The sequence below is a fragment of the Brevibacillus sp. Leaf182 genome (genome assembly GCF_001423865.2).
Taxonomy (GTDB): Bacteria; Bacillota; Bacilli; order Brevibacillales; family Brevibacillaceae; genus Brevibacillus; species Brevibacillus brevis_C.
The window spans coordinates 410,596-431,168 of record NZ_LMPN02000015.1 but is presented as its reverse complement, the minus strand read 5'-3'; the positions used below and the strand labels follow the sequence as shown (position 1 = coordinate 431,168).

Genomic DNA, 20,573 nt, shown 5'->3' with positions numbered 1-20,573 from the left:
AGCAAGCTATCAATAATTTTATATACTTTTAAATTCTATATAGAGGTGAGAGAAGTGAACAAAAAACTACTCATGCTGTTTATGGCAGTACTGATGGCTGTATTCACAGCCGCATGCGGCTCCAATAATGCTGCCCCTTCAACTCCAGCGACAGATGCGACAAAAGCACCTGAAGCTGTACAAACATCCGAAGAAATTACAATCAAGCATAAATTGGGTGAAGCAAAACTGAAAAAGAATCCAAAAACCGTTGTTTCTTTTGACTACGGCGTCCTGGATTCCTTGGATAAATTGGGTATCGAAGTAGCGGGTGTTGCTCAGTCTTCCAACATTCCTCCGTACCTGGAAAAGTTCAAAGATGCAAAGTACACAAACGTTGGTGGTTTGAAAGAGCCAGACTTTGAGAAAATCAACGCAATGAAGCCAGATGTGATCTTCATCTCCGGTCGTCAACAGCCTGCATATGAAGAGCTGAACAAAATCGCTCCAACCATCTTCATGGGTGTAGACAACGAGAATTACATGGAATCCTTCAAAGAGAACATGAAAACATTGGGTACCATCTTCGGTAAAGAAGCACAAGTAGACGAAGAGCTGGCAAAAATTGATGCGTCTATCAAGCAAGTGAATGAAAAAGCAACAGCTAGCGGTAAAAATGCATTGATCGTATTGGTGAACGAAGGTAAGCTGAGCGCGTATGGTCCTGGATCTCGTTTTGGCATTATTCACAAGGAGTTGGGTATCACTCCTGTAGATAAAGACATTAAAGTCGAAGGACATGGTCAAAGCGTATCCTCCGAATATATCGTTGAAAAAGATCCGGACTACCTGTTTGTTGTAGACCGCGGTGTTGTGAACAAGAACCAAGACGCTTCTGCTTCTGCAAAACAAACGATCGAAAACGACCTGATCAAAAACACCAAAGCATTTAAAAATGGCAACATCATTTATCTCGATGCGAATTACTGGTATCTCTCCGGTGGTGGATTGGTTTCCACTGGCAGCATGGCAGACGAAGTTCTGAAAGAAGTTAAGTGGTAAGAGGTTAGAAAAGAAAGTGGCGACAGCCGAGGGGAGAAAGACATCCCCAGGCTGTCGCCTTTTCATTTTTTAGAACGTACTGATTTATACCCGGGGCTCCCGTTTTGCAAACTCCCGAAACATCCCTCTTATTTGTTCTACCAATAAAGCAGGTGCCTTCTCTGGTGAACCAGAGTCGAACGGTGGCTGGGGATCGTACCCATGCAACCAATTGGAGGGCCATGTCGATACCAGAGGAAACACCGGCCGCTGTAACGATTTTGCCCTGACGAACGACTCTTTCCTCTGTTGGAGTGGTTCCGAGAGATTGGAGCAGCTCAAAGGACCCCCAATGAGTGGTGGCTACGGCTCCATGTAACAAGCCTGCGGCGCTCAAGATCAGAGAGCCATTGCAAACAGACGTAGTCCATTTCGTCGTCTCATGTGGGGTTGTGACTAACTGTAAGGTTTTCTAAGCCCGTGTAACAAAGAGAGATAAACAGTAGGGATAGCAAAAAGCCGGTTACACCGAAAAACGTGGTGAAAACCGGCTTTTTGCTAGCGGCATCTAACAATTATCTGGCTCCAACCAGCTTGCGCTCTTCCGAGTAAACAGGTTGGGTCGCGTTTTCGATTGGTTGCTTTTGATCCACAGCATGAGACAGCTCATAAGGGAGGCAGAGCGGTACACCCGTGCGAGGATCAATCAGGATGTCTGCTTCGATGTTGAATACCTTACGCAGCATATCAGGCGTCATGACTTCAGCAGGGCTTCCCTCAGCGACAACGGTACCGCGAGAGATGGCAACCATGTGCTGTGCATAACGGGTTGCGTGGTTCAAATCGTGGACGACCATGACGATCGTACGATTCTCTTCGTCATTCAGCTTTTGCAGGAGCTTGAGAACCTCCAGTTGGTGAGCCATATCCAGAAAGGTCGTAGGCTCATCCAGGAACAGGATGTCTGTTCCTTGCGCCAGAGCCATCGCAATCCAGGCGCGTTGGCGCTGACCGCCGGATAGCTGGTCAACCGGACGATCATGGAAATCTGCCATGCCAGTCATGGAGATAGCCCAGTTTACGATCTCTTTGTCTTCCTTAGTCAAGGAGCCGAAGCCTTTTTGATGGGGGAAGCGGCCATAGGTAACGAGCTCAGACACGGTCAAGCCATCGGGTGCGGTTGGGTTTTGCGGCAAAATCGCCAGTTGCTTGGCGACTTCCTTGGTCGATTGCTGATGGATCGATTTACCGTCCAAAAATACTTGTCCGCCGGTTGGTTTCATAATCCGGGCGAGAGTTTTGAGGATCGTCGATTTACCAGAACCATTTGCACCGACCAGGGCAGTGATTTTTCCAGAAGGAATGCTGATGTTCAAGTCTTTGACAATGGAAAGCTCACCGTATCCGATGTCCAGCTTTTGCGTGTATAAGCGCTCCACAATGGGCCAACTCCTTTTTAGGAAAGTATGTACATGTATGAGTAAACGCAGACAATGATAATCATTTTCACTAAGATAAAGTATATAACGGAATGAAGCCAAATTCAATATGAAAAAGCCAACCTGCTCACATGTGTGAACAAATTGGCCTTGGGTTAACTTACGATGGTCAAGCTTTAGTAGGTGATATGAGCGATAATACCTTCTTCGTCGTCCAATACCAGCTCGATACCGGCGGAATAAGGGTTGCGCTGCATCTGGGTCTCCAGGTAGTAGCGAATCGCTTCAATCATATTAATCTCGACGAAGATTTGTTGGCGATCCATCCAGTGTATTTCAGCAGAGAAGCCATACTCCTCGTCCCACATTAGCTCGACGGAGATGTCTTGTGGCTTCAATTGCTTTTTGTAAGCTGCATGAATGCAGATTGCATTAATGATATCTTGTTCAGAAAAAGTTATCTTTTCCATGCGTTCAGTTCCTGTTCTTTCGCGCGCTTGGTTTTGAAGTAGACGAACGCTTTGCGGATCAGGATAATCACAGCGAGGATCGCCATCAGGTTGATCATGAAGCCAAGGATGGAGCCGAGAATACCCATATCAGCGAACAGGCTTCCAAACAGCAAACCAGCCAGACCGCCAATCAGGAGACCTTTCATGAATCCGCCGCTTTTGCTTGCGGTAGCAGCAGGAGTTGTTGTAGTACCTTTATTGGTTGTTGCGTTTACATTTGAATCGGCTTTGTTGGTTGTTTGTGTATTGGTAGGAGCCGTGTTAGAGTTAAAAGATTTTTTCCCGGACTTATAACCTTTCGCGTCGGCATGATCAATAAATCCTCCGGCCGGAGCGAGTACGAGCATTACGGCAACCAACATCATGATGAGTTTTTTCATGTTATTTGAGTAGCCCCTCTCATTAATATGACTTGTATATATAAGTCTACATGAATATCGAGCGAAATACCAACGAACTTTCAGTGACGATTGGTCTACATACCTACAAAAAAGCCCCTGACAAGCGATCTCGTCAGGGGTTCTTCGATTTACGCGCTCTTTTTCAGTTTTCGGGCTGCCCAGTTGCCTAATGATTGAATGAGCTGGACCAGGACGACGAGGATAACGACAGTAATGATCATGACTTCGATGTCCCATTGCTGGTAGCCGTAGCGCAAGGCGAGATCGCCGAGTCCGCCGGCACCGACTGCTCCGGCCATTGCAGTAGCACCAATCAAACCGATGGTCGCAATCGTCAGGCAGAGGACGATGCCAGGCCGTGCTTCACGCAGCATGATGCGAAAAATAATCTGCGTCCGGGATGCGCCCATTGCCTGATACGCTTCGATAACGCCACGATCTACGTCATGCAGGGCCGTTTCCATCAGGCGTGAGATGTAAGGCGCAGTATAGACAATGAGCGGCACAATTGCTCCTTCAATCCCAATCGAAGTGCCCACAATCAACTCCGTAAAAGGAATGATCGCAACCATCAGGATAATAAAAGGCAGCGAACGCACAATGTTGATGATCGTATTCAGGGTGTGATAGATGATTTTGTTCGGGAAAAGGTGATTCGCCTGTGTGATGACCAACAAAATCCCGAGCGGAATCCCGATCAGTGTCGCAATGAACAACGAAAACCCAACCATGATGACAGTTTCTTGCAGTGATTGCCCGAATACCGGAATCATTTCAATCAAACGCTCCATTAGCTCCGCACCTCCTCTGGTGACACAATATCTACGCGGTAGACGGATTCGCGCAAGAAGCGAATGCCATCCTGAATGGCCTGGTCTTCACCAGAAATGTGCAAAAGCAAAATGCCGAGCGCCGTACCTTTTATGGTTGTAATCGAGCCGTACAATAGATTGGTGCTAATCGGAAAACGTGCAGACAGTGTTCCCAGAACAGGATCGAGAGCGGCATCCCCACGAAAGGCAACGCGAACAATTTTGGAAACGGGTCCGGTTTCTTTTATCTTGGACAAAATCTCCTGTGGTACCTGATCGTCAAAAACCGTTTTGATAAAATTACGGGTCGTTTGCTCTTGCGGATTGCTGAAAACATCCAAAACAGAGCCTTGCTCGATGACGACGCCATTTTCCATGATGGCTACCTGATCGCAGATTTTTTTGATGACCTGCATTTCATGGGTAATGAGGACGATGGTTAGGTTAAACTTTCGATTGATGTCGAGCAACAGCTCCAGAATCGATTCAGTCGTCTGCGGGTCGAGAGCGGAAGTTGCTTCGTCACAGAGCAGGATTTCCGGATCAGTGGCAAGCGCACGAGCGATGCCCACCCGTTGCTTTTGTCCACCGGATAGCTGTGAAGGATAAGCATGTGCTTTATCAGACAAGCCAACCAAGCCGAGAAGGTCTTCTACCTTGCGCTTAATGACATCTTTGGGGACGCGATTCATCCGCAAGATTTCCGCCACATTGTCAAAGACATTATAGGAAGAGAGCAGATTGAAGTGCTGAAAAATAATCCCGATCTTTTTGCGAGCTTGCCGCAGCTCTTTTTCCTTGAGGGTCAGCATGTTCTGGCCATTGACGATCACAGAACCGCTAGTCGGCTTCTCCAACAGGTTGATGGTACGGAGCAGGGTACTTTTCCCCGCTCCGCTAAAACCGATAACCCCGTAAATCTGCCCTTTTTCCACCTGCAAGGATACGCCCTTCAATGCTTCTACCTGCTTGTTTCCTACTTGATACGACTTATGAATATCGGTTAGCTGTATCATAACGAGTTCTCCTTGTTGTTCTTGATGTTCCTGGCGTCGATCTTACCAGGACGGCAGTACAGCTCCTTCAAAACGTTCGTCGATGAATTTTTTCACTTCTTCCGAACGGTAAATGTCGACCAGCTTTTTGACAGCGGGGTTGTCTTTGTTGGTTTCGTTGGCTGCCAAAATGTTCACGTATGGAGAGTCAGCCGTCTCAGCGAAGATCGCATCTTTTTTCGGGGAGTAGCCAGCTTCCATTGCGAAGTTCGTATTAATCGAAGCGACTTCTACATTGCTCAGCGAGCGTGCCAGGAATGCCGCCTCCAGCTCTTTGAATTGCAAATTTTTTGGATTTTCTACGATGTCCAGTGGTGTTGCGTTGTCGCCCACGCCATCCTTGAGCTTAATCAAGCCAGCAGCCTGATAGAGCAACAGGGCGCGTGCTCGGTTGGTCGGATCGTTTTGAATGCCGACAACACCGCCAGCCGGGATGTCCTCGACTTTTTTATGCTTGGTGGAGTACAGGCCCATCGGGTACGTCACGGTTTTTCCGACCTCGACGATCTTTGTTTTGTGATCTTGATTGAACTTCGCCAAGAACGGAATGGTTTGGAAGCTGTTAACATCGAGATTTCCTTTATCGAGAGCTTGATTCGGCTGTACATAATCGTTGAAAACGACGACTTCGACATCGAGTCCTTTGCCTTTGGCGACTTCCTTTACTTTGTTGAGAATCTCTTCGTGCGGGCCGCCAGTGACGCCCACTTTGAGTGAGGTTTGTTCAGCAGCAGTGCCGCCGTTAGCAGGCGCAGCTTCCTGTTTACCGCCGCAAGCTGTTACGAGCGATGCAGCGAGAAGTAGTGTAGTGAGCAGTAGACCAGTCTTTTTCATGAAAATACCCCTTTTCTCTGGATGTAAGATGTAATAAAAAAAGCCTCTTCCGACAGAAGAGGCTGGGACTGCGCGTATGTAAATACACGGCAACAATACCTCTCTTATCTGTCGGAATAAATTCCGCTGGATTTGGCACCATATCGTTTGCGATAGGTTGCCGAGGTGTCATAGGGCCAGTCCCTCAACCTCTCTTCATAAGAGAATGTGCTATGAAATTATCATTCCAAACATTGTTGTTAATTCTTATTTGGATAGTTGGATTATAACGACTGATTTTTTACGTGTCAACTGTTTTTGCAAACGAATGACTTGGTGGAAAAATGTGAAATTGATCTAAATACGAATATTCTATTGAAGAATCGGAAAATCATTTGTATAATGAGAGCGAATGAACCCGATACCAGCTATCGCAGGTGATGACATGACTCTAGTGGACTCCAATGAAACCAGAAAAAAGCTGTCTGCCATCTATAATGAGATAGCAAAAGAGTTGTTCGGATTTGGAACGACTTTGCTCCGAGTCACGATTGAAAATCAGATGATTACGTTCCAAGCCAAGCATCGCCGTTCTCCGCGCTCACAAGCGTTGGAAGGCGAAGCGCCGGCCCTCAAGCTCGAAGTCGATTTTCGGATGTCCCTTCTTTATAAGAAGAAACTGCGAGAACGACTGGAGGAAGAGATGGGGTTGCCGTTGGAAGCCGTGCTGCGGGACTATGATGCGCCTACGCAATGGGCGATCACGAATGTTATTTTAGCTGAATCAGAACTGAATACCTGACGCAATCGTTCGGATTTTCTCTTTTGATCTATCTTAAGGGGAGACCGTAGACTTTGCGTAAAAACGGGTGTCACTTCTCTTTGTTTACGAAGAAAAGTGCTCTTGTTTAGAATGATACGTTCTAATCAAGGGTACTTTTCTTTTTATTGTATCACCATATTTTGTCATCAAATGAACCCAACTGGAGGAGAATTACGATGAAAAAATTACTTGCTGGAATCCTGTCTTTTTCTATGATGTCACTGGCTCTTGCTGGCTGTGGCAGCAATGATCAACCACAAGCGGGAGGGGCTGGAGGCGAAGCAAAGGGTGAGCCACAAAAGCTGGTCATCTCCACATGGGGCTTCTCTGAAGACTTTTTCCGCAAAGAAGTATATGAGCCATTTGAAAAAGAACATAACGTGAAAATCGTGCTGGAAATCGGGAACAATGCAGAGCGCCTGAACAAAATTCGCCAAGGAAGCTCCGATGTAGACTTGATCTACCTCTCTGACTACTATGCACAGCAAGGGATTGAGAGTGGAGCATTTGAAAAAATCGACCGCAGCCGCATCCCGAACCTGGATCAAATCTACGACATCGCCAAAGCACCACTGGGCGAGGAGTACGGTCCAGCTTACACGATTGGTCAATTCGGAATTGCCTACAATCCAAAGCTCGTGAAAACCGAGATCAAGGATTGGAAAGACCTGTGGAACCCAGAGCTGGCGGGCAAGCTGACACTGCCAAGCATTACGTCCACAACTGGCCCGATGGTTCTTGACAGTGCTTCCCAGATAGCGGGCAACAAGGAATTTAACGAAGATCAAGCCTTCGCGAAAATGAAAGAAGTCAACCAAAGTGTAGTGAAGTTCTACGATAAGACCTCTGAATACGTGAATATGTTTGGTCAAGAAGAAATCGGCGTAGGACCGATCATGGAAATGTACTTCAAAGACATCAAGGCCGCTGTTCCAGAAGCTGTTTTCGTACAACCTGCAAGCGGCGGATATGCAGTCATGAATACGGTTAACATCGTAAAAGGCTCGAAAAACAAAGCGCTGGCTGAAGACTTCATCAACTACCAACTGAGCAAGGAAGTTCAGGAAAAAACAGCAAAAGCAAAAATCGATTCCCCTGTAAACAAAACGGTTCAACTGACAGAAGAAGAGGCAAAAGGCGTAACGTATGGGGAAGAAACCGTAAGCAAGCTGAAAATGCTGGACATGAAATTCGTTAACGAGCACTCCAAAGCATGGATTGACCGTTGGAATCGTGAAATTACGCAATAACGAACGATAGAAAAACAAGGGCGAGGGTATAGACAATTTCGGATATACCCTCGTTTTCGTGAGGAGGACCACTCGTGCAAAAGATCATTCTTGACGTAGATACGGGCATTGATGATGCGCTTGGCATTATTCTCGCTGTGAAGAGCGGGCAATTCGATTTGGTGGGCATCACTACGGTGAATGGCAACGTGTCGTTGCGAAAAGCCACAGAAAACACGTGCAAAATTCTCGATTTCTTGCAAGTCGGCGAGCAAATCCCTGTTGTCTGTGGAGCATCTGAACCGCTGCTGCGGCCGTTGTTTTTCGAGCATGCCGTACATGGTGAGGATGGCTTGGGAGGTGCTCTGGCCGGCGTTCCGGTGTACAAGAAGCCGACTGCTGGCTTTGCTCCTGATTTCATCGTGGAAAACGTACTCGCTCATTCCGGCGAGATTACGCTCATCATGACGGGGCCGCTGACCAATTTGGCGCTGGCGGTGAAAAAATGCCCGGAGCTCGTCCAACACGTCAAGGATGTCATTTTCATGGGTGGAGTGGTCCGCGAGCATGGCAATGTGACGCCAGTTGCGGAGTATAACATGTACGTCGATCCAGAGGCGGCCAAGGTTGTGTTTCATGCCGGATTCCCGCAATTGACGCTGGTTGGACTCGATGTGACGCGAAGAGTGCTGCTGAACGAGGAGCATATTCGCGAGCTAGGAGATACACCGATGGGCGAGTACGTCAGACAGAGTACGTCTGATTACCTTCATCGTTATTTTCAGCGAAATGGCATTTATGCGTGCGCCATGCATGATCCATTGGCTGTCGCAGTCGCGCTCGATCCGAGCCTGGTGGCGACCAGGAAGCTGTATGTAGATATCGAAACGAGAAGTGAGTTGTGTGATGGGCAAACGGTTTGCGACTTTCAAAACCGCCTGAAAAAAGAACCGAACATAAACGTCTGTCTGGACGTAGATGCAGATGCGTTCTTTGCGCGTTTTCTTGGCGCATTGAAAGCCTGACGATACCGTGAACAGGAGTTAATCAGATGAGAAAAACGGGTCTTTATTTATTGCTGTTGCCGGGTGTGCTGTTTTTGACGCTGTTCATGGTCATTCCAATCGTGATGACGATCGCGTCCACCTTTTATCAAGAGGGTAGCTTTACGATTCAAGGCTATCTCCAATTTCTGACCGACGCGTACTTCCTGAAAATTATGCTGACAACGTTGCAGGTTAGTCTGGTCACGACGATTGCATGTGTTCTGATCGGTTTTCCTTCTGCGTACTACATTTCCAAGCTCGGGCCACGCAAAAAAGGCATCCTGCTGGCATTGGCGATTTTTCCTTTGCTGACCAGCTCTGTCGTGCGGTCGTTCTCTTGGATGATTATTCTCGGAAAAAAGGGCTTATTGAACAGCTCGCTGCTTGCAATCGGGCTCATTGATAAGCCGTTGGAAATATTGTATACGCCGACTGCGATGATGATTGGTTTGATTCATCTGTTCCTGCCGCTGATCATTATTACGCTGGTAGGGGTGATGGAAAACATCGATCCAGATTTGCTGAAGGCGGCGGAAAGCTTGGGTGCTTCCAAATTGACTGCCTTCTGGAAGGTCATTGTGCCACTTAGTGTACCGGGACTCATCATCGGTAGCATTCTAGTGTTTGTCGGAAGCTTGACTGCCTACACCACGCCTGCCCTGCTAGGTGGAAAACAGCGGGTCATCTCCACGTTCCTGTATCAAAATGCGATTACGCTTAATGACTGGCATTTGGCATCCGTCATTGCCACGATCATGATTGTCATTACATTTGTCGTCATCTATTTCATGAACAAGCTGGCGACGAAATTAAATCCGAAGGGGTAGAAGCTATGCAGGAGAAAAATCGCGGGTTGGCCCTGTTTACCTCTCTCGTCTTTCTGTTTTTGCTAGGGCCGCTCATTATCATTTCTTTTACGTCGTTTGAGCCGGGGAGCGTCTTGAAGTTTCCGCCGGAGGGCTTTTCCTGGCGGTGGTACGAAAACATTTTCGAGGTAGAAATGTTCATGACGACCTTCAAGACGTCAATGTTCGTTTCCTTGCTGGGAAATCTCTTGGCGCTCTTGTTGGGGATTCCGGCAGCTTATGCACTCAGTCGCTTTGATTTTCGCGGCAAGGGTATTTTGAATGGCGTTTTCATCTCACCTGTCCTGATTCCGGGGATTGTTATGGGCTTTGCCATGCTGAAATACGTCATTGTCGTATATCATTTGCCGATTTATGCGGGACTTCTCGTCGGTCATACGGTGCTGATGCTTCCGTTTATCATTCGCGTCATTGCATCTTCCTTGTCCAACTTTGACTTCGCCATTGAAGAAGCGGCGTTAAGCCTTGGGGCAGGTCGTCTCGAAACCTTTTTCAAAGTCGTCTTGCCGAATATTCGCTCCGGAATTATAGCTGCGATTCTGATCGCTTTTCTGGAGTCGTTCAACAACGTAGATATCTCTGTTTTCATGACAGGACCAGGGGTAAGCACGCTGCCGATCCAGATGCTGACGTACGTAGAAAACAACTTCGATCCAACGATCGCCGCGATTTCCGTGCTGCTCATGATTCTTACGGCTATTCTCATGTTCATCATTGAACGTCTGATGGGGCTTTCCTACTTTACAAAACGATAACGGAGGCATCAACTCATGGCATTGCTCACGCTGGAAAACGTATCGGTTGCCTATGACAATCAATATATTTTGCAAAACTTCAATCTCAATATCGAAAAAGGACAGCTCATCTCTTTGCTTGGTCCAAGCGGTTGCGGAAAGACGACGACACTCCGACTGATTGCGGGTTTTCTGGAAGCAAAAGATGGCCGGTTCATGTTTGACGGAAAAGATTATACGCGCGTTCCGGTCAACAAGCGCAACTTCGGGTTTGTGTTCCAGAGCTATGCGCTGTTTCCACACCTTTCTGTATTCGATAACGTGGCGTTCGGTTTGCGCCTGCGCAAGGTCAATGAAACAGAGGTAAAGAACCGGGTGCAGCAAATTCTCGAAGTCGTGAGTCTCGGCGGCTATGAAAAGCGTTTCCCGAAGGAGTTGTCCGGTGGTCAAAGACAGCGGGTGGCTATTGCTCGTGCACTGGTGATTCAGCCTGACCTGCTGCTGTTCGATGAGCCGCTCAGTAACCTAGATGCCAACCTGCGGATCAACATGCGCGTAGAAATCCGTCGCATTCAGCAGGAGCTGGGAATTACGACTGTGTACGTATCGCATGACCAGGAGGAGTGCTTCTCCATCTCGGATCAGGTGGCGATCATGAACAAGGGTGTGATCGAGCAGCTCGACGATCCAGCCACGATTTTCAAATACCCGAAGACGGAGTTTATCGCTCGCTTTATTGGTTTTACCAACTTTATCGACTTCGCAGAGCGCAACGAGCAGAACGGAGAAATCGGCCTGCGCGTCGGTGACCATCATTTTACCGCGTCCAAAAATCCGGGCACGGCCAATCCATCCGGCAAAAAATGCGCAATGCGCCCAGATGACCTCCTCGTGACGACAGAAGAGAGCGCCGAGCCGGGAATGAACCGTTTGCGCGGAACAGTAAAGGTAAGCACGTTTTTGGGACGCAGCTATCAATATGTCGTGGAAACAGAGCTGGGCGACTTCACGGTCAATCAAGAGATGGAGACGCCGTACAAGACTGGCCTAAACGTCAATCTGCTGTTTCCAAAAGACAAAGTGGTACTCGTGGACTAAAGACAGGAGGTTATTTTCGTGAAGGTCGATTTGTTGATTCAAGACGTCCAAGTGTTTAACAGTTATTTTAAAAAGTTCATCAAAGGAAACGTCGCTGTTTTGGATGGACGATTCTTCTATATTGGTGAGCGGAGTACGGAAACATTTGAAGCTGCCGAGATCGTGGACGGACAAGGTCGCTACATGATTCCTGGTCTGGTCGATATTCACTTGCATATTGAGAGTACGATGGTGACGCCGGAGACGTTTTCCTTTGGCTTGATTCAAAACGGAGTGACGACGGTCGTACCGGAGCCGCATGAGATGGCCAATGTGTTCGGAATCGAAGGAATCAAAGAGATGATTTGTGCGAGCCGTGATTGTGTCGTTGATATGCTTTACGCGATCCCGAGCTCCGTACCAGCTACCTCGATGGAAACGACAGGTGGGTCTGTCGAGATTGCAGACATGGACGAGCTCTTGCGTTCTGAAGAGATCATTTGCCTCGGCGAAATTATGAATTACGTAGACATCATCAAGGACCCTGACTGCAAGACGAATCGCATCCTGGAGCATATCCGCAAGACGTATCCAAAGCTCGTCATCGAGGGGCATGTTCCGAAATTGCTTGATTTGGACCTGCATCGTGTCATTTATGCGGGAGTAGACTCCGATCATACGCACCAGACGCGTGAGGGCATGGAAGCGCGAATTGCAGCGGGCATGTTTCTGGAGATTCAAGAAAAATCGATGACGGATGAAGTCATGGACTTTTTTGTAAAGGAAGATGTTTCTGAGCATTTTTGTTTTGTGACGGATGATGTGATGACCGATTCTTTGGTCAATCGTGGACATTTGAACCATATCGTGAAAAAAGCCATTCAAATGGGCATGCAGCCAGAGCGCGCCATCTACGCGAGTACATTTACTCCAGCCAGACGTATGAACATGAAGGATAGAGGGGCGATTGCTCCTGGCAAAATAGCGGATTTCGTGTTGTTGTCTGATCTGCATGAACTCAAGATCGAACGCGTCTATAAAAATGGGAAGAAAGCTTTCGACGTCAAGGAAGAGTACCGACAAGTAGTCAAAGAGAAGCAGTTTCCTGCGCACTTTTATGAGAGCATCAAGCTTTCGCCGCTTATAGAGCAAGACTTCCACGTCACAGTAGATGTGCCGGACAATCGCTATCCATGTCGGGTCATGCTCGTGCAAAACGGTTCTACTTTTACAGAGGATCACCGTGGAATCGCTGAGGTGCGGGAAGGACAACTCTTGTGGGAGGAGAGCCCGTACGGCTTGATCGCCGTCTTTGAGCGCTATGGCAAAAACGGCAATCGTGGATATGGCTTGATCAGCGGGGATACGATCAAGCGAGGTGCAGTAGCCACCAGCTATTCGCATGACAACCACAATCTCTTGGTTGTCGGACACAATCCGCACGATATGATGGTCGCAGCCAATGAAGTCATCCGCAACCAGGGTGGGTTTTACGTGGTCGAGGATGGCAAGGTGATCGCGAGCCTTCATTTGCCAGTCGGAGGCATTTTGACAGAGGAACCATTGGAAAAGACGGCAAAGGAAGTCGAACAACTTCGCCGTGCCATGGAGTCGCTCGGTTACAACCACTACAACCCGATCATGTCGATCAGCACGCATTCCTTACCGGTCAGTCCAGCCTTGAAGCTGACGGATCTGGGGTTGATTGATGTAAATGATGGAAAAATAGTACCGTTGCTCTTGATGTGATAAAAGTTGCTTGCTGAGAATTTTATTTTCGGCAGGCAACTTTTTTTGATCAAAAAGTCCCGAAAGAAGCATATAAATTTTCATGCATAGGTATACACTCCTGATTCATCTCCCTATTTTCTGACTGGAATTCAGGTATTTGGTAGGTTTTGGTTTAGGTATTCAGAATCTGTAATACTGGAAAAATTTTCTGTAACATGGTATTCGATCCTAATCCAGAAAAGAGGAGATAAATAAATGGATAACGTAGGGTTGAGAAACAAACTGTTCAGTAAAGGGCTGTCGCTTTTGTTCATGCTGGCAATGATGCTGGTGGCAGGCGCAGCTACACTCGTGTTCGCTGAGAAAGCCTCGGCTCACGGGTACATCGAGTCACCGGCGAGTCGCTCTTACTTGTGTAAGACGGGGCAAAACACAGGCTGCGGTCAAATTCAGTGGGAACCGCAAAGCGTGGAGGGCATTGGGTCGTTCCCGCAATCTGGTCCTGCCGATGGTGAATTTACCGGTGCAGGCCGCTATCCTGAGCTTTACACACAAACAGCAGATCGCTGGACCAAGGTTACCTTGCAGGGTGGACAAAACGCGTTTACTTGGAATCTGACAGCCCCGCATAGTACAGCGGAGTGGAAATATTACATCACGAAAAAAGATTGGAATCCTAACAAGCCGCTTGCCCGAGCGGATCTGGAACTGTTTTGCTCGTTCCAGGATGGAGGGAAAAGACCGCCATACACGGTAACGCATTCGTGCAATGTACCGACAGATCGCAGCGGTTACCACATTATTTTGGGTGTTTGGGAAATTGCTGATACGGGCATGGCCTTTTACCAGGCGATTGACGTGAATTTGACTAACGCTGGAACAGGCGTTGTAGAACAGCCTACTGTTCCAGGCAATGTGACTTCCGTATCGCAAACAGCTACGAGCATTGAGCTTGGCTGGACCAAATCCGTGGCAACTGACGGAATCAAGCAGTACGACGTGTATCGCGATGGCAAATTAATCGCATCTACCAAAGAAACAGCATACACGGACAAAGATTTGACGCCTGCTGCAGCTTATAGCTACACCGTTGTGGCAGTCGATGGCAAAGGGAAAGAGTCTAACGCTAGCAAAGCACTAACTGTTCGCACAAAAGCAGAAGATATCGTGGATACAGAAGCACCGACGGCACCGGCGGGAATCATGACTCACCATCCAACGGAGGCAGAAATCGACCTCATGTGGAGTCCTTCCCGTGACAATGTTGGTGTGGTGAAATACGAGATTTACCGTGATGGCTCCCACGTAGGAACAGTTGAAAAGCCTTCCTTTGTCGATAAAGGATTAACGGCAGGAACATCTTATACGTATACGATCAAAGCAGTTGATGCCGCAGGAAACATTTCCGAAGAGAGCGCACCTTTTGCTGCAAGCACAACGGAGAAAAAGCCTGAAGTACCAGGTGAAATCGCCGATTGGGATTCCTCTGCTGTGTATGTACAGGGCGACCGCGTCTTGTATGATGGACTGGAATTCGTAGCAAAATGGTGGGTAACTGGAGAACAGCCAGACCGTTCCGATGCGTGGAAGCTGGTGAGCGTTGTTGCACTGTCGTGGGATTCCGGCAAAGCGTATGTTGGCGGAGCGCAAGTGAACTTCGAAGACAAGGTTTATGAGGCGAAATGGTGGACCAAAGGCGAAGAGCCAGGGAAAGCCGATGTATGGAAGCTGGTTGAATAATGTTGCAAAGCCCGGGTGATCTGCCTGGGCTTTGTTTGTGTAAGTGCAGCCATTATTTTGCCGATTTCTCCTTGTTTTGATATACTTATAATTTGAACGATAAGTCCATCTTATAAGGTTAGAAGGATATGAAAAATGAATGAAACCTATTCGCTAAATGAAAAATGGCGACAGTTTTTGGCTGTTTTGCTACCGATCTTGATATCACAACTGGCGCTGTTTTCGATGACGTTCGCCGATACCATTATGTCTGGCCATGCCAGTCCGACAGATTTGGCGGGGGTAGCGATTGGGGCTAGTCTATGGACGCCTGTTCAAGCTGGCTTGACGGGGATTCTGATGGCTGTCATGCCGATGGTTGCACAGATGGTTGGGGCAGGGAAACGAGATCAGGTGCCTTACACAGTTATGCAGGCCTTGTATTTGAGTGTGGGGATTGCGGTCGGTGTCATCATCGTCGGAGGTTTAGTGCTTGATCCGATCCTAAACTGGATGCAATTGGAGCCTGAGGTACGCATGATTGCTCGCGGCTTCCTGCATGCAATCGCTATTGGAATTATTCCGATGTTTCTTTATACGGTGCTTCGTTGCTTTATCGACGCATTAGGACAGACACGGGTAACGATGTTCATTACCCTGCTTTCGTTGCCGATCAACGTACTACTGAACTACGCTCTTATCTTTGGTAACTTTGGCTTACCTCGACTGGGCGGAATCGGTGCCGGGCTTGCATCTGGCATCACGTACTGGTGTATTTTGCTGATTACTCTGTTTGTCGTGAATCGCGTACACCCATTCGTTGAGTTCGGTTTGTTCTCCCAATTTCACCGGATCTCGATGAAAGCATGGAAAGAGCTACTGAAGCTGGGGCTTCCTATCGGATTTTCGATCTTTTGCGAGGTTAGCATTTTTGCGGCCGTCACTTTGTTCATGAGTGAATACAGCACGATTACGATTGCGGCGCATCAGGCAGCGATGAACTTCGCCTCATTCCTGTACATGGTGCCATTGAGCATATCGATGGCGTTGACGATTGTTGTTGGTTTTGAGGTTGGAGCCAAAAGGTACCGGGACGCAAAGCAGTACAGTTATTTGGGGATAGGTATCGCTCTTGGTATTGCCCTTTTGTTCGGAATCAGCTTGCTGATGTTTAGTCAGCAGGTGGCTGGTTTTTACACGACCGACATTGAGGTGTTGGAGCTTGCCCAGCATTTCCTGATGTACTCGATCCTCTTCCTGATCTCTGATGCCGTCGCAGCACCTATTCAAGGTGTACTGCGCGGGTACAAGGATGTGACCGTTACCTTTATCGTTGCGCTGATATCTTATTGGGTGATTGGCCTGCCTTTGGGATACATTCTCGCGAAATTCACTTCGCTTGCAGCATTCGGATACTGGATTGGTCTGATTACGGGATTGGCTGCTGGTGCCATCTTCCTTTTTGGACGTCTGCTGTCGTTACAGAAACGCATGATTCGCAGCCATTCATAAGGAAACAGATAAGCGGAAAATCCCTGATGCGGGGGTTTTCCGCTTTTTGCATGAAGAATGAAAGGCCCGTTTACACTAGTTGAAAGACCAGATATACTTCTTATCATAGACGATGGAAGATAACCTGACATCAAAGCAGATGGGGGGAGAGGCTCATGTCACTCTCGGTATTCACGACATATGATTTTTTGCTAAAACTAGGAGTTGCCCTATTTCTAGGCTTGATGATTGGTATGGATCGGCAGCTCAAGCACAAGCCGCTGGGTGTAAAGACCAGCATGGTTATTTCGGTTGCAAGCTGTCTCATTACGATTGTCTCGATTGAATCCGTGCATCGGTTCTCCTTGCCTGGACACACGAATATGGACCCTCTGCGCTTGGCTGCTCAAATTGTGAGCGGCGTAGGTTTCCTTGGGGCTGGTGTTATTCTACGCCGGAGTAATGATGTCATTTCGGGTTTGACCACAGCATCGATGGTCTGGGCGGCTTCTGGACTTGGGATTGCAGTAGGAGCAGGATTTTATTTTGAGGCAGTGACTGCGACGATCCTCATTATTTTGGCGATTAATTTGTTCCCGATTATTCTTCGCTTGATTGGTCCAGAATCGCTCAGACAAAGAGATTTGTCGATCAAGATCGTGGTTGAAGGCGGGGGAGATTTGGATTTGGTGTTCAAGCAGATTAAACACCTCGAACTGCAAGTGAAGCGGGTGAAGGTCAAAGACTTGGACAATAGTCTGCAAAAGCTGGAAATGATGATTACAGCGTCGGAAAATACGTATACGACCGATATTTACAGTTTGCTGAAAGCGGTAGATCATGTTGTTTCTGTAGAAGTAGAAAGCAGATAAAAAGGAATAATAGAAGACGGAGGCCATGATGTGGCTTTCGTCTTTTTTAGTTGCTGTCGTGAGGGAAGAAGCGCATTTCCAGTCTACGCTTCGGCCTCCGCCCTGCTGAGGGTGAAGACTGTCCGCTTCGGAAAAAATGGCGGGAGCGCTTCAAACGTAGATGTTTCGAGGAAGAATTCCATGAGTGAAGCTGAAATTCCCCGCCATTTTTTCCTACGCTGGGTCGGGCTCCAGAGGCGCTTGGACTGGAAATGCGCTTCTTCTACGTAGCTTTCTTTTTATTTCTGAAAGTGAACTCTTGAAACCCCCTTGAATTGCTTAACAAAACGTTGTAAAAGCTCCTACTACACATAAGCTGTACGAAAGCACTGTCACATGTCTGGAAGGAGACCGCCCGAACGAAGAGAGGATACAGGCGACTGGAAGACATGTGGCAGGGCTTCCCCCGACCGCAACCGTTTGAAGACAACAATATTTTTGGTTTTTCCTGAAAAAACACTTCATCTCTTGATAACAAGAATGAAAATCATTATCATTTTAATTGAGAAGAACTGCTTTATCCTTTTTTACATAAGTAAACGCTTGATAACGAGGAGGATGCGAGATGGAATTCAGAATTGAAAAGGACACGATTGGAGAAATCAAGGTTCCGGCGGATAAGCTGTGGGGCGCGCAAACACAACGCAGCTTCCAAAACTTCGAAATCGGCGAAGAAAAAATGCCACTTCCACTGATTCGCATGTTTGCCATCCTGAAAAAAAGTGCAGCTCTGGCGAATCAAAAGCTAGGCAAGCTCGATAATGAAAAGGCAGAAGCGATTGTGGCGGCAGCAGATGAAGTGATCCAGGGAAAATGGGATGAGCATTTCCCACTGGTTGTCTGGCAAACGGGCAGCGGAACGCAATCCAATATGAACGTCAACGAAGTCATTGCTCATCGCGCTAACCAATTGCTGCAAGAGAAGGGCAGCTCGGCTCGCATCCATGCCAACGATGATGTGAACAAATCACAGAGCTCCAATGATACATTCCCGACAGCAATGCACATGGCTGGACTGGTCGCTATTGAGGAGCAAGTACTGCCTGCACTCAAGCTGTTACAAGCAACGCTGAAAGAAAAAAGCGAAGCCTATATGGATATCATCAAAATCGGTCGCACGCATTTGCAGGACGCGACTCCGCTGACGCTGGGCCAAGAATTCAGCGGTTGGGTACGCATGCTGGAAAAATCGGAAAAAATGATTAAGGAGAGCAATGAGTACCTGCGTGAGCTGGCGATTGGCGGTACAGCGGTAGGAACAGGCATTAATGCGCATCCGCGCTTCGGTGAAATGGTCGCAGCAGAAATCAGCAAGGAAACCAACCACCAATTCGTGACCGCAGAAAACAAGTTCCACGCGCTGACCAGCCATGACGAGCTCGTTCATGTACATGGCGCCCTGAAAGCACTGGCTGCGGACCTGATGAAAATCGCCAATGATGTAAGATGGCTGGCGAGTGGCCCACGTTGCGGAATCGGTGAACTTATCATTCCGGCGAACGAGCCAGGCAGCTCCATCATGCCAGGCAAGGTGAATCCAACCCAAAGCGAAGCGATGACGATGGTTGTATGCCAAGTGATGGGCAACGATGCTGCCATTGGCTTTGCTGCTAGCCAGGGGAACTTCGAGCTGAACGTGTTTAAGCCAGTCATCATCTACAATTTCCTGCAATCTGCAAGATTGTTGGCAGACGCGATGAAGTCCTTCAACGACAATTGCGCAGTAGGCATCGAGCCTGATCTGACAGTGATCAAAGAAAACCTGAACAACTCATTGATGCTGGTGACGGCACTGAACCCGCATATCGGCTATGAAAATGCGGCTGCTGTAGCGAAGCTGGCTCACAAAGAAGGCATCACACTCAAGGAAGCGGCGATCAAGAGCAATTTGCTGACCGAAGAGCAATTCGATCAAGTCGTACGTCCTGAACAAATGATTCATCCAAAAGAATAGGATCTTCATATACAAAACCGATGGTCCCATGTTTGTGGCCATCGGTTATTTTTTTGAGAACGATTACAGATGCGAACCGCCACTTGCATCAATTAATTGACCGGTTACCCAACGGCTGTCCGAGGAAGCGAGAAAGGCGGCAATATCCGCTACATCATCAGGCTCTCCCCATCTGTTAAAGGTGGAAAGTCCAGCAGCGTACTTCTGCCCATCCGGATTATTTTGCAATGTGCCAGCATTCATCTCCGTGTTAATAATGCCCGGCAAGATCGCATTTACCGTAATATGACGGCTCCCCAGTTGTTTAGCCAGAGCTAGCGTCAGTGTGTTAACAGCCCCCTTCGATATACTGTAAGTGAACACACTTGGGGAAGCTGCTCGAGTAACAAAGGATGAGAGATTGATGATACGGCCTTCCTCTCTTAGGCGGGGCAAAGCTTGTTGGATCATAAAAAACGGTGCTTTGACATTAATGTTCATGACCTCGTCAAACGATTCCTCGGTAGCCTCTTCCAATGTTAAGATTTGTCCGATTCCAGCGTTATTGACGAGGATGTCAAAACGATGATCTCCTGTACGTTTCTGCAATGCTTCGTCCAATGTTGCATATAAATCGCGTATGCCGTCAAGGGTGCGTAAGTCCGCACCGATTGCGAAAGCTTGGCCTCCCGTTCGTTCAATTTCACGTACGACTGCTTCTGCTTCCTCTTGTCTTCTTCCATAGTGTACGACGACCAATGCACCATCCTGTGCCAGACGTAATGCGATGCCACGACCAATCCCACGGCTTGCTCCGGTTACCAATGCGATTTTCTCTTTCAAATTACTCATGGTTTCATCTCCCTTGATAGAAATTCAAGTTAGTTATAACACAAGGGGATATTTGAAATATTGCTCTCTCATTCACTCGGTTGGTCTCGTGAACAGAATGGCGATAATG

Annotated in this window: 19 protein-coding genes, 1 pseudogene and 1 riboswitch; of the genes and pseudogenes, 12 read left to right on the top strand and 8 right to left on the bottom strand. The window is 47.8% G+C overall.

The window, feature by feature from the left end; genetic code table 11:
* Positions 1–54: 54 nt before the first annotated feature.
* Positions 55–1,041, top strand: a complete 987-nt coding sequence (locus ASG16_RS04925; protein WP_056489122.1) for a siderophore ABC transporter substrate-binding protein — start codon at positions 55–57, stop codon at positions 1,039–1,041.
* Between the two features lie 84 nt (positions 1,042–1,125).
* Here ASG16_RS04925 and ASG16_RS04920 read toward each other — a convergent pair.
* The 7 genes and pseudogenes from ASG16_RS04920 to ASG16_RS04890 form a co-directional block, all read right to left on the bottom strand.
* Positions 1,126–1,492, bottom strand: a pseudogene (locus ASG16_RS04920) (DJ-1/PfpI family protein); the annotation flags it as partial.
* A gap of 103 nt (positions 1,493–1,595) precedes the next feature.
* Complete coding sequence (locus ASG16_RS04915) at positions 1,596–2,459, bottom strand: ABC transporter ATP-binding protein (protein WP_056489123.1); 864 nt, start codon at positions 2,457–2,459, stop codon at positions 1,596–1,598.
* Positions 2,460–2,635: 176 nt separating this feature from the next.
* Positions 2,636–2,929: a YxcD family protein gene (locus tag ASG16_RS04910; RefSeq protein ID WP_047070071.1), complete on the bottom strand. Its 294-nt coding sequence runs from the start codon at positions 2,927–2,929 to the stop codon at positions 2,636–2,638.
* On the bottom strand, positions 2,917–3,351 hold the full coding sequence (locus ASG16_RS04905) for a hypothetical protein (protein WP_047070069.1): 435 nt from the start codon (positions 3,349–3,351) through the stop codon (positions 2,917–2,919). Before ASG16_RS04905 ends, ASG16_RS04910 begins: the two co-directional genes overlap by 13 nt.
* Positions 3,352–3,500: 149 nt before the next feature.
* The gene (locus tag ASG16_RS04900; protein WP_056489125.1) at positions 3,501–4,163 is read right to left on the bottom strand and encodes a methionine ABC transporter permease; all 663 of its coding nucleotides are present in this window, start codon (positions 4,161–4,163) and stop codon (positions 3,501–3,503) included.
* Positions 4,163–5,200: a methionine ABC transporter ATP-binding protein gene (locus tag ASG16_RS04895; RefSeq protein ID WP_048035285.1), complete on the bottom strand. Its 1,038-nt coding sequence runs from the start codon at positions 5,198–5,200 to the stop codon at positions 4,163–4,165. Before ASG16_RS04895 ends, ASG16_RS04900 begins: the two co-directional genes overlap by 1 nt.
* A 42-nt stretch (positions 5,201–5,242) precedes the next feature.
* Positions 5,243–6,073 (bottom strand): MetQ/NlpA family ABC transporter substrate-binding protein, encoded by an 831-nt coding sequence (locus ASG16_RS04890; protein WP_056489127.1) that lies wholly within the window; start codon positions 6,071–6,073, stop codon positions 5,243–5,245.
* A gap of 101 nt (positions 6,074–6,174) precedes the next feature.
* Positions 6,175–6,277, bottom strand: a riboswitch (SAM riboswitch).
* A 220-nt stretch (positions 6,278–6,497) separates the two neighbouring features.
* Here ASG16_RS04890 and ASG16_RS04885 point away from each other — a divergent pair.
* The 11 genes from ASG16_RS04885 to fumC all read left to right on the top strand — a co-directional run bounded on the left by ASG16_RS04885 (position 6,498) and on the right by fumC (position 19,633).
* Positions 6,498–6,854, top strand: coding sequence for a Na-translocating system protein MpsC family protein (locus tag ASG16_RS04885; protein WP_173610495.1), 357 nt, complete (start codon positions 6,498–6,500; stop codon positions 6,852–6,854).
* A gap of 197 nt (positions 6,855–7,051) precedes the next feature.
* Complete coding sequence (locus ASG16_RS04880) at positions 7,052–8,125, top strand: ABC transporter substrate-binding protein (protein WP_056489129.1); 1,074 nt, start codon at positions 7,052–7,054, stop codon at positions 8,123–8,125.
* 74 nt (positions 8,126–8,199) lie between these two features.
* On the top strand, positions 8,200–9,129 hold the full coding sequence (locus tag ASG16_RS04875) for a nucleoside hydrolase (RefSeq protein WP_056489131.1): 930 nt from the start codon (positions 8,200–8,202) through the stop codon (positions 9,127–9,129).
* Between the two features lie 26 nt (positions 9,130–9,155).
* Complete coding sequence (locus ASG16_RS04870; RefSeq protein WP_056489133.1) at positions 9,156–9,977, top strand: ABC transporter permease; 822 nt, start codon at positions 9,156–9,158, stop codon at positions 9,975–9,977.
* 5 nt (positions 9,978–9,982) lie between these two features.
* A complete protein-coding gene (locus ASG16_RS04865) occupies positions 9,983–10,771 on the top strand; it encodes an ABC transporter permease (protein WP_056489135.1) in 789 nt (262 codons plus the stop codon).
* 15 nt (positions 10,772–10,786) lie between these two features.
* On the top strand, positions 10,787–11,848 hold the full coding sequence (locus tag ASG16_RS04860; RefSeq protein ID WP_048035280.1) for an ABC transporter ATP-binding protein: 1,062 nt from the start codon (positions 10,787–10,789) through the stop codon (positions 11,846–11,848).
* Positions 11,849–11,866: 18 nt separating this feature from the next.
* Positions 11,867–13,576 carry an adenine deaminase gene (locus ASG16_RS04855; protein ID WP_056489137.1) on the top strand — a complete coding sequence of 570 codons (1,710 nt, stop codon included), beginning with the start codon at positions 11,867–11,869 and terminating at the stop codon, positions 13,574–13,576.
* Between the two features lie 237 nt (positions 13,577–13,813).
* Positions 13,814–15,298: a lytic polysaccharide monooxygenase gene (locus tag ASG16_RS04850; protein WP_056489139.1), complete on the top strand. Its 1,485-nt coding sequence runs from the start codon at positions 13,814–13,816 to the stop codon at positions 15,296–15,298.
* Between the two features lie 135 nt (positions 15,299–15,433).
* Complete coding sequence (locus ASG16_RS04845) at positions 15,434–16,789, top strand: MATE family efflux transporter (RefSeq protein ID WP_056489141.1); 1,356 nt, start codon at positions 15,434–15,436, stop codon at positions 16,787–16,789.
* Positions 16,790–16,944: 155 nt separating this feature from the next.
* The gene (locus tag ASG16_RS04840) at positions 16,945–17,640 is read left to right on the top strand and encodes an MgtC/SapB family protein (RefSeq protein WP_048035276.1); all 696 of its coding nucleotides are present in this window, start codon (positions 16,945–16,947) and stop codon (positions 17,638–17,640) included.
* 604 nt (positions 17,641–18,244) lie between these two features.
* Positions 18,245–19,633 carry a class II fumarate hydratase gene (gene fumC, locus ASG16_RS04830; RefSeq protein WP_056489143.1) on the top strand — a complete coding sequence of 463 codons (1,389 nt, stop codon included), beginning with the start codon at positions 18,245–18,247 and terminating at the stop codon, positions 19,631–19,633.
* A 63-nt stretch (positions 19,634–19,696) separates the two neighbouring features.
* Here the strand turns inward: fumC and ASG16_RS04825 are convergent, their stop codons facing one another.
* On the bottom strand, positions 19,697–20,464 hold the full coding sequence (locus ASG16_RS04825; protein WP_056489146.1) for an SDR family oxidoreductase: 768 nt from the start codon (positions 20,462–20,464) through the stop codon (positions 19,697–19,699).
* Positions 20,465–20,573: the final 109 nt, after the last annotated feature.

Excerpts from the sequence above, each read along its gene's own strand:
- ASG16_RS04895 (WP_048035285.1), bottom strand. The coding sequence starts at position 5,200 with ATGATACAGCTAACCGATATTCATAAGTCGTATCAAGTAGGAAACAAG.
- ASG16_RS04885 (WP_173610495.1), top strand. The coding sequence starts at position 6,498 with ATGACTCTAGTGGACTCCAATGAAACCAGAAAAAAGCTGTCTGCCATC.
- ASG16_RS04825 (WP_056489146.1), bottom strand. The coding sequence starts at position 20,464 with ATGAGTAATTTGAAAGAGAAAATCGCATTGGTAACCGGAGCAAGCCGT.
- ASG16_RS04860 (WP_048035280.1), top strand. The coding sequence starts at position 10,787 with ATGGCATTGCTCACGCTGGAAAACGTATCGGTTGCCTATGACAATCAA.
- ASG16_RS04850 (WP_056489139.1), top strand. The coding sequence starts at position 13,814 with ATGGATAACGTAGGGTTGAGAAACAAACTGTTCAGTAAAGGGCTGTCG.
- fumC (WP_056489143.1), top strand. The coding sequence starts at position 18,245 with ATGGAATTCAGAATTGAAAAGGACACGATTGGAGAAATCAAGGTTCCG.
- ASG16_RS04845 (WP_056489141.1), top strand. The coding sequence starts at position 15,434 with ATGAATGAAACCTATTCGCTAAATGAAAAATGGCGACAGTTTTTGGCT.
- ASG16_RS04865 (WP_056489135.1), top strand. The coding sequence starts at position 9,983 with ATGCAGGAGAAAAATCGCGGGTTGGCCCTGTTTACCTCTCTCGTCTTT.
- ASG16_RS04880 (WP_056489129.1), top strand. The coding sequence starts at position 7,052 with ATGAAAAAATTACTTGCTGGAATCCTGTCTTTTTCTATGATGTCACTG.
- ASG16_RS04840 (WP_048035276.1), top strand. The coding sequence starts at position 16,945 with ATGTCACTCTCGGTATTCACGACATATGATTTTTTGCTAAAACTAGGA.
- ASG16_RS04900 (WP_056489125.1), bottom strand. The coding sequence starts at position 4,163 with ATGGAGCGTTTGATTGAAATGATTCCGGTATTCGGGCAATCACTGCAA.
- ASG16_RS04870 (WP_056489133.1), top strand. The coding sequence starts at position 9,156 with ATGAGAAAAACGGGTCTTTATTTATTGCTGTTGCCGGGTGTGCTGTTT.
- ASG16_RS04905 (WP_047070069.1), bottom strand. The coding sequence starts at position 3,351 with ATGAAAAAACTCATCATGATGTTGGTTGCCGTAATGCTCGTACTCGCT.
- ASG16_RS04890 (WP_056489127.1), bottom strand. The coding sequence starts at position 6,073 with ATGAAAAAGACTGGTCTACTGCTCACTACACTACTTCTCGCTGCATCG.
- ASG16_RS04910 (WP_047070071.1), bottom strand. The coding sequence starts at position 2,929 with ATGGAAAAGATAACTTTTTCTGAACAAGATATCATTAATGCAATCTGC.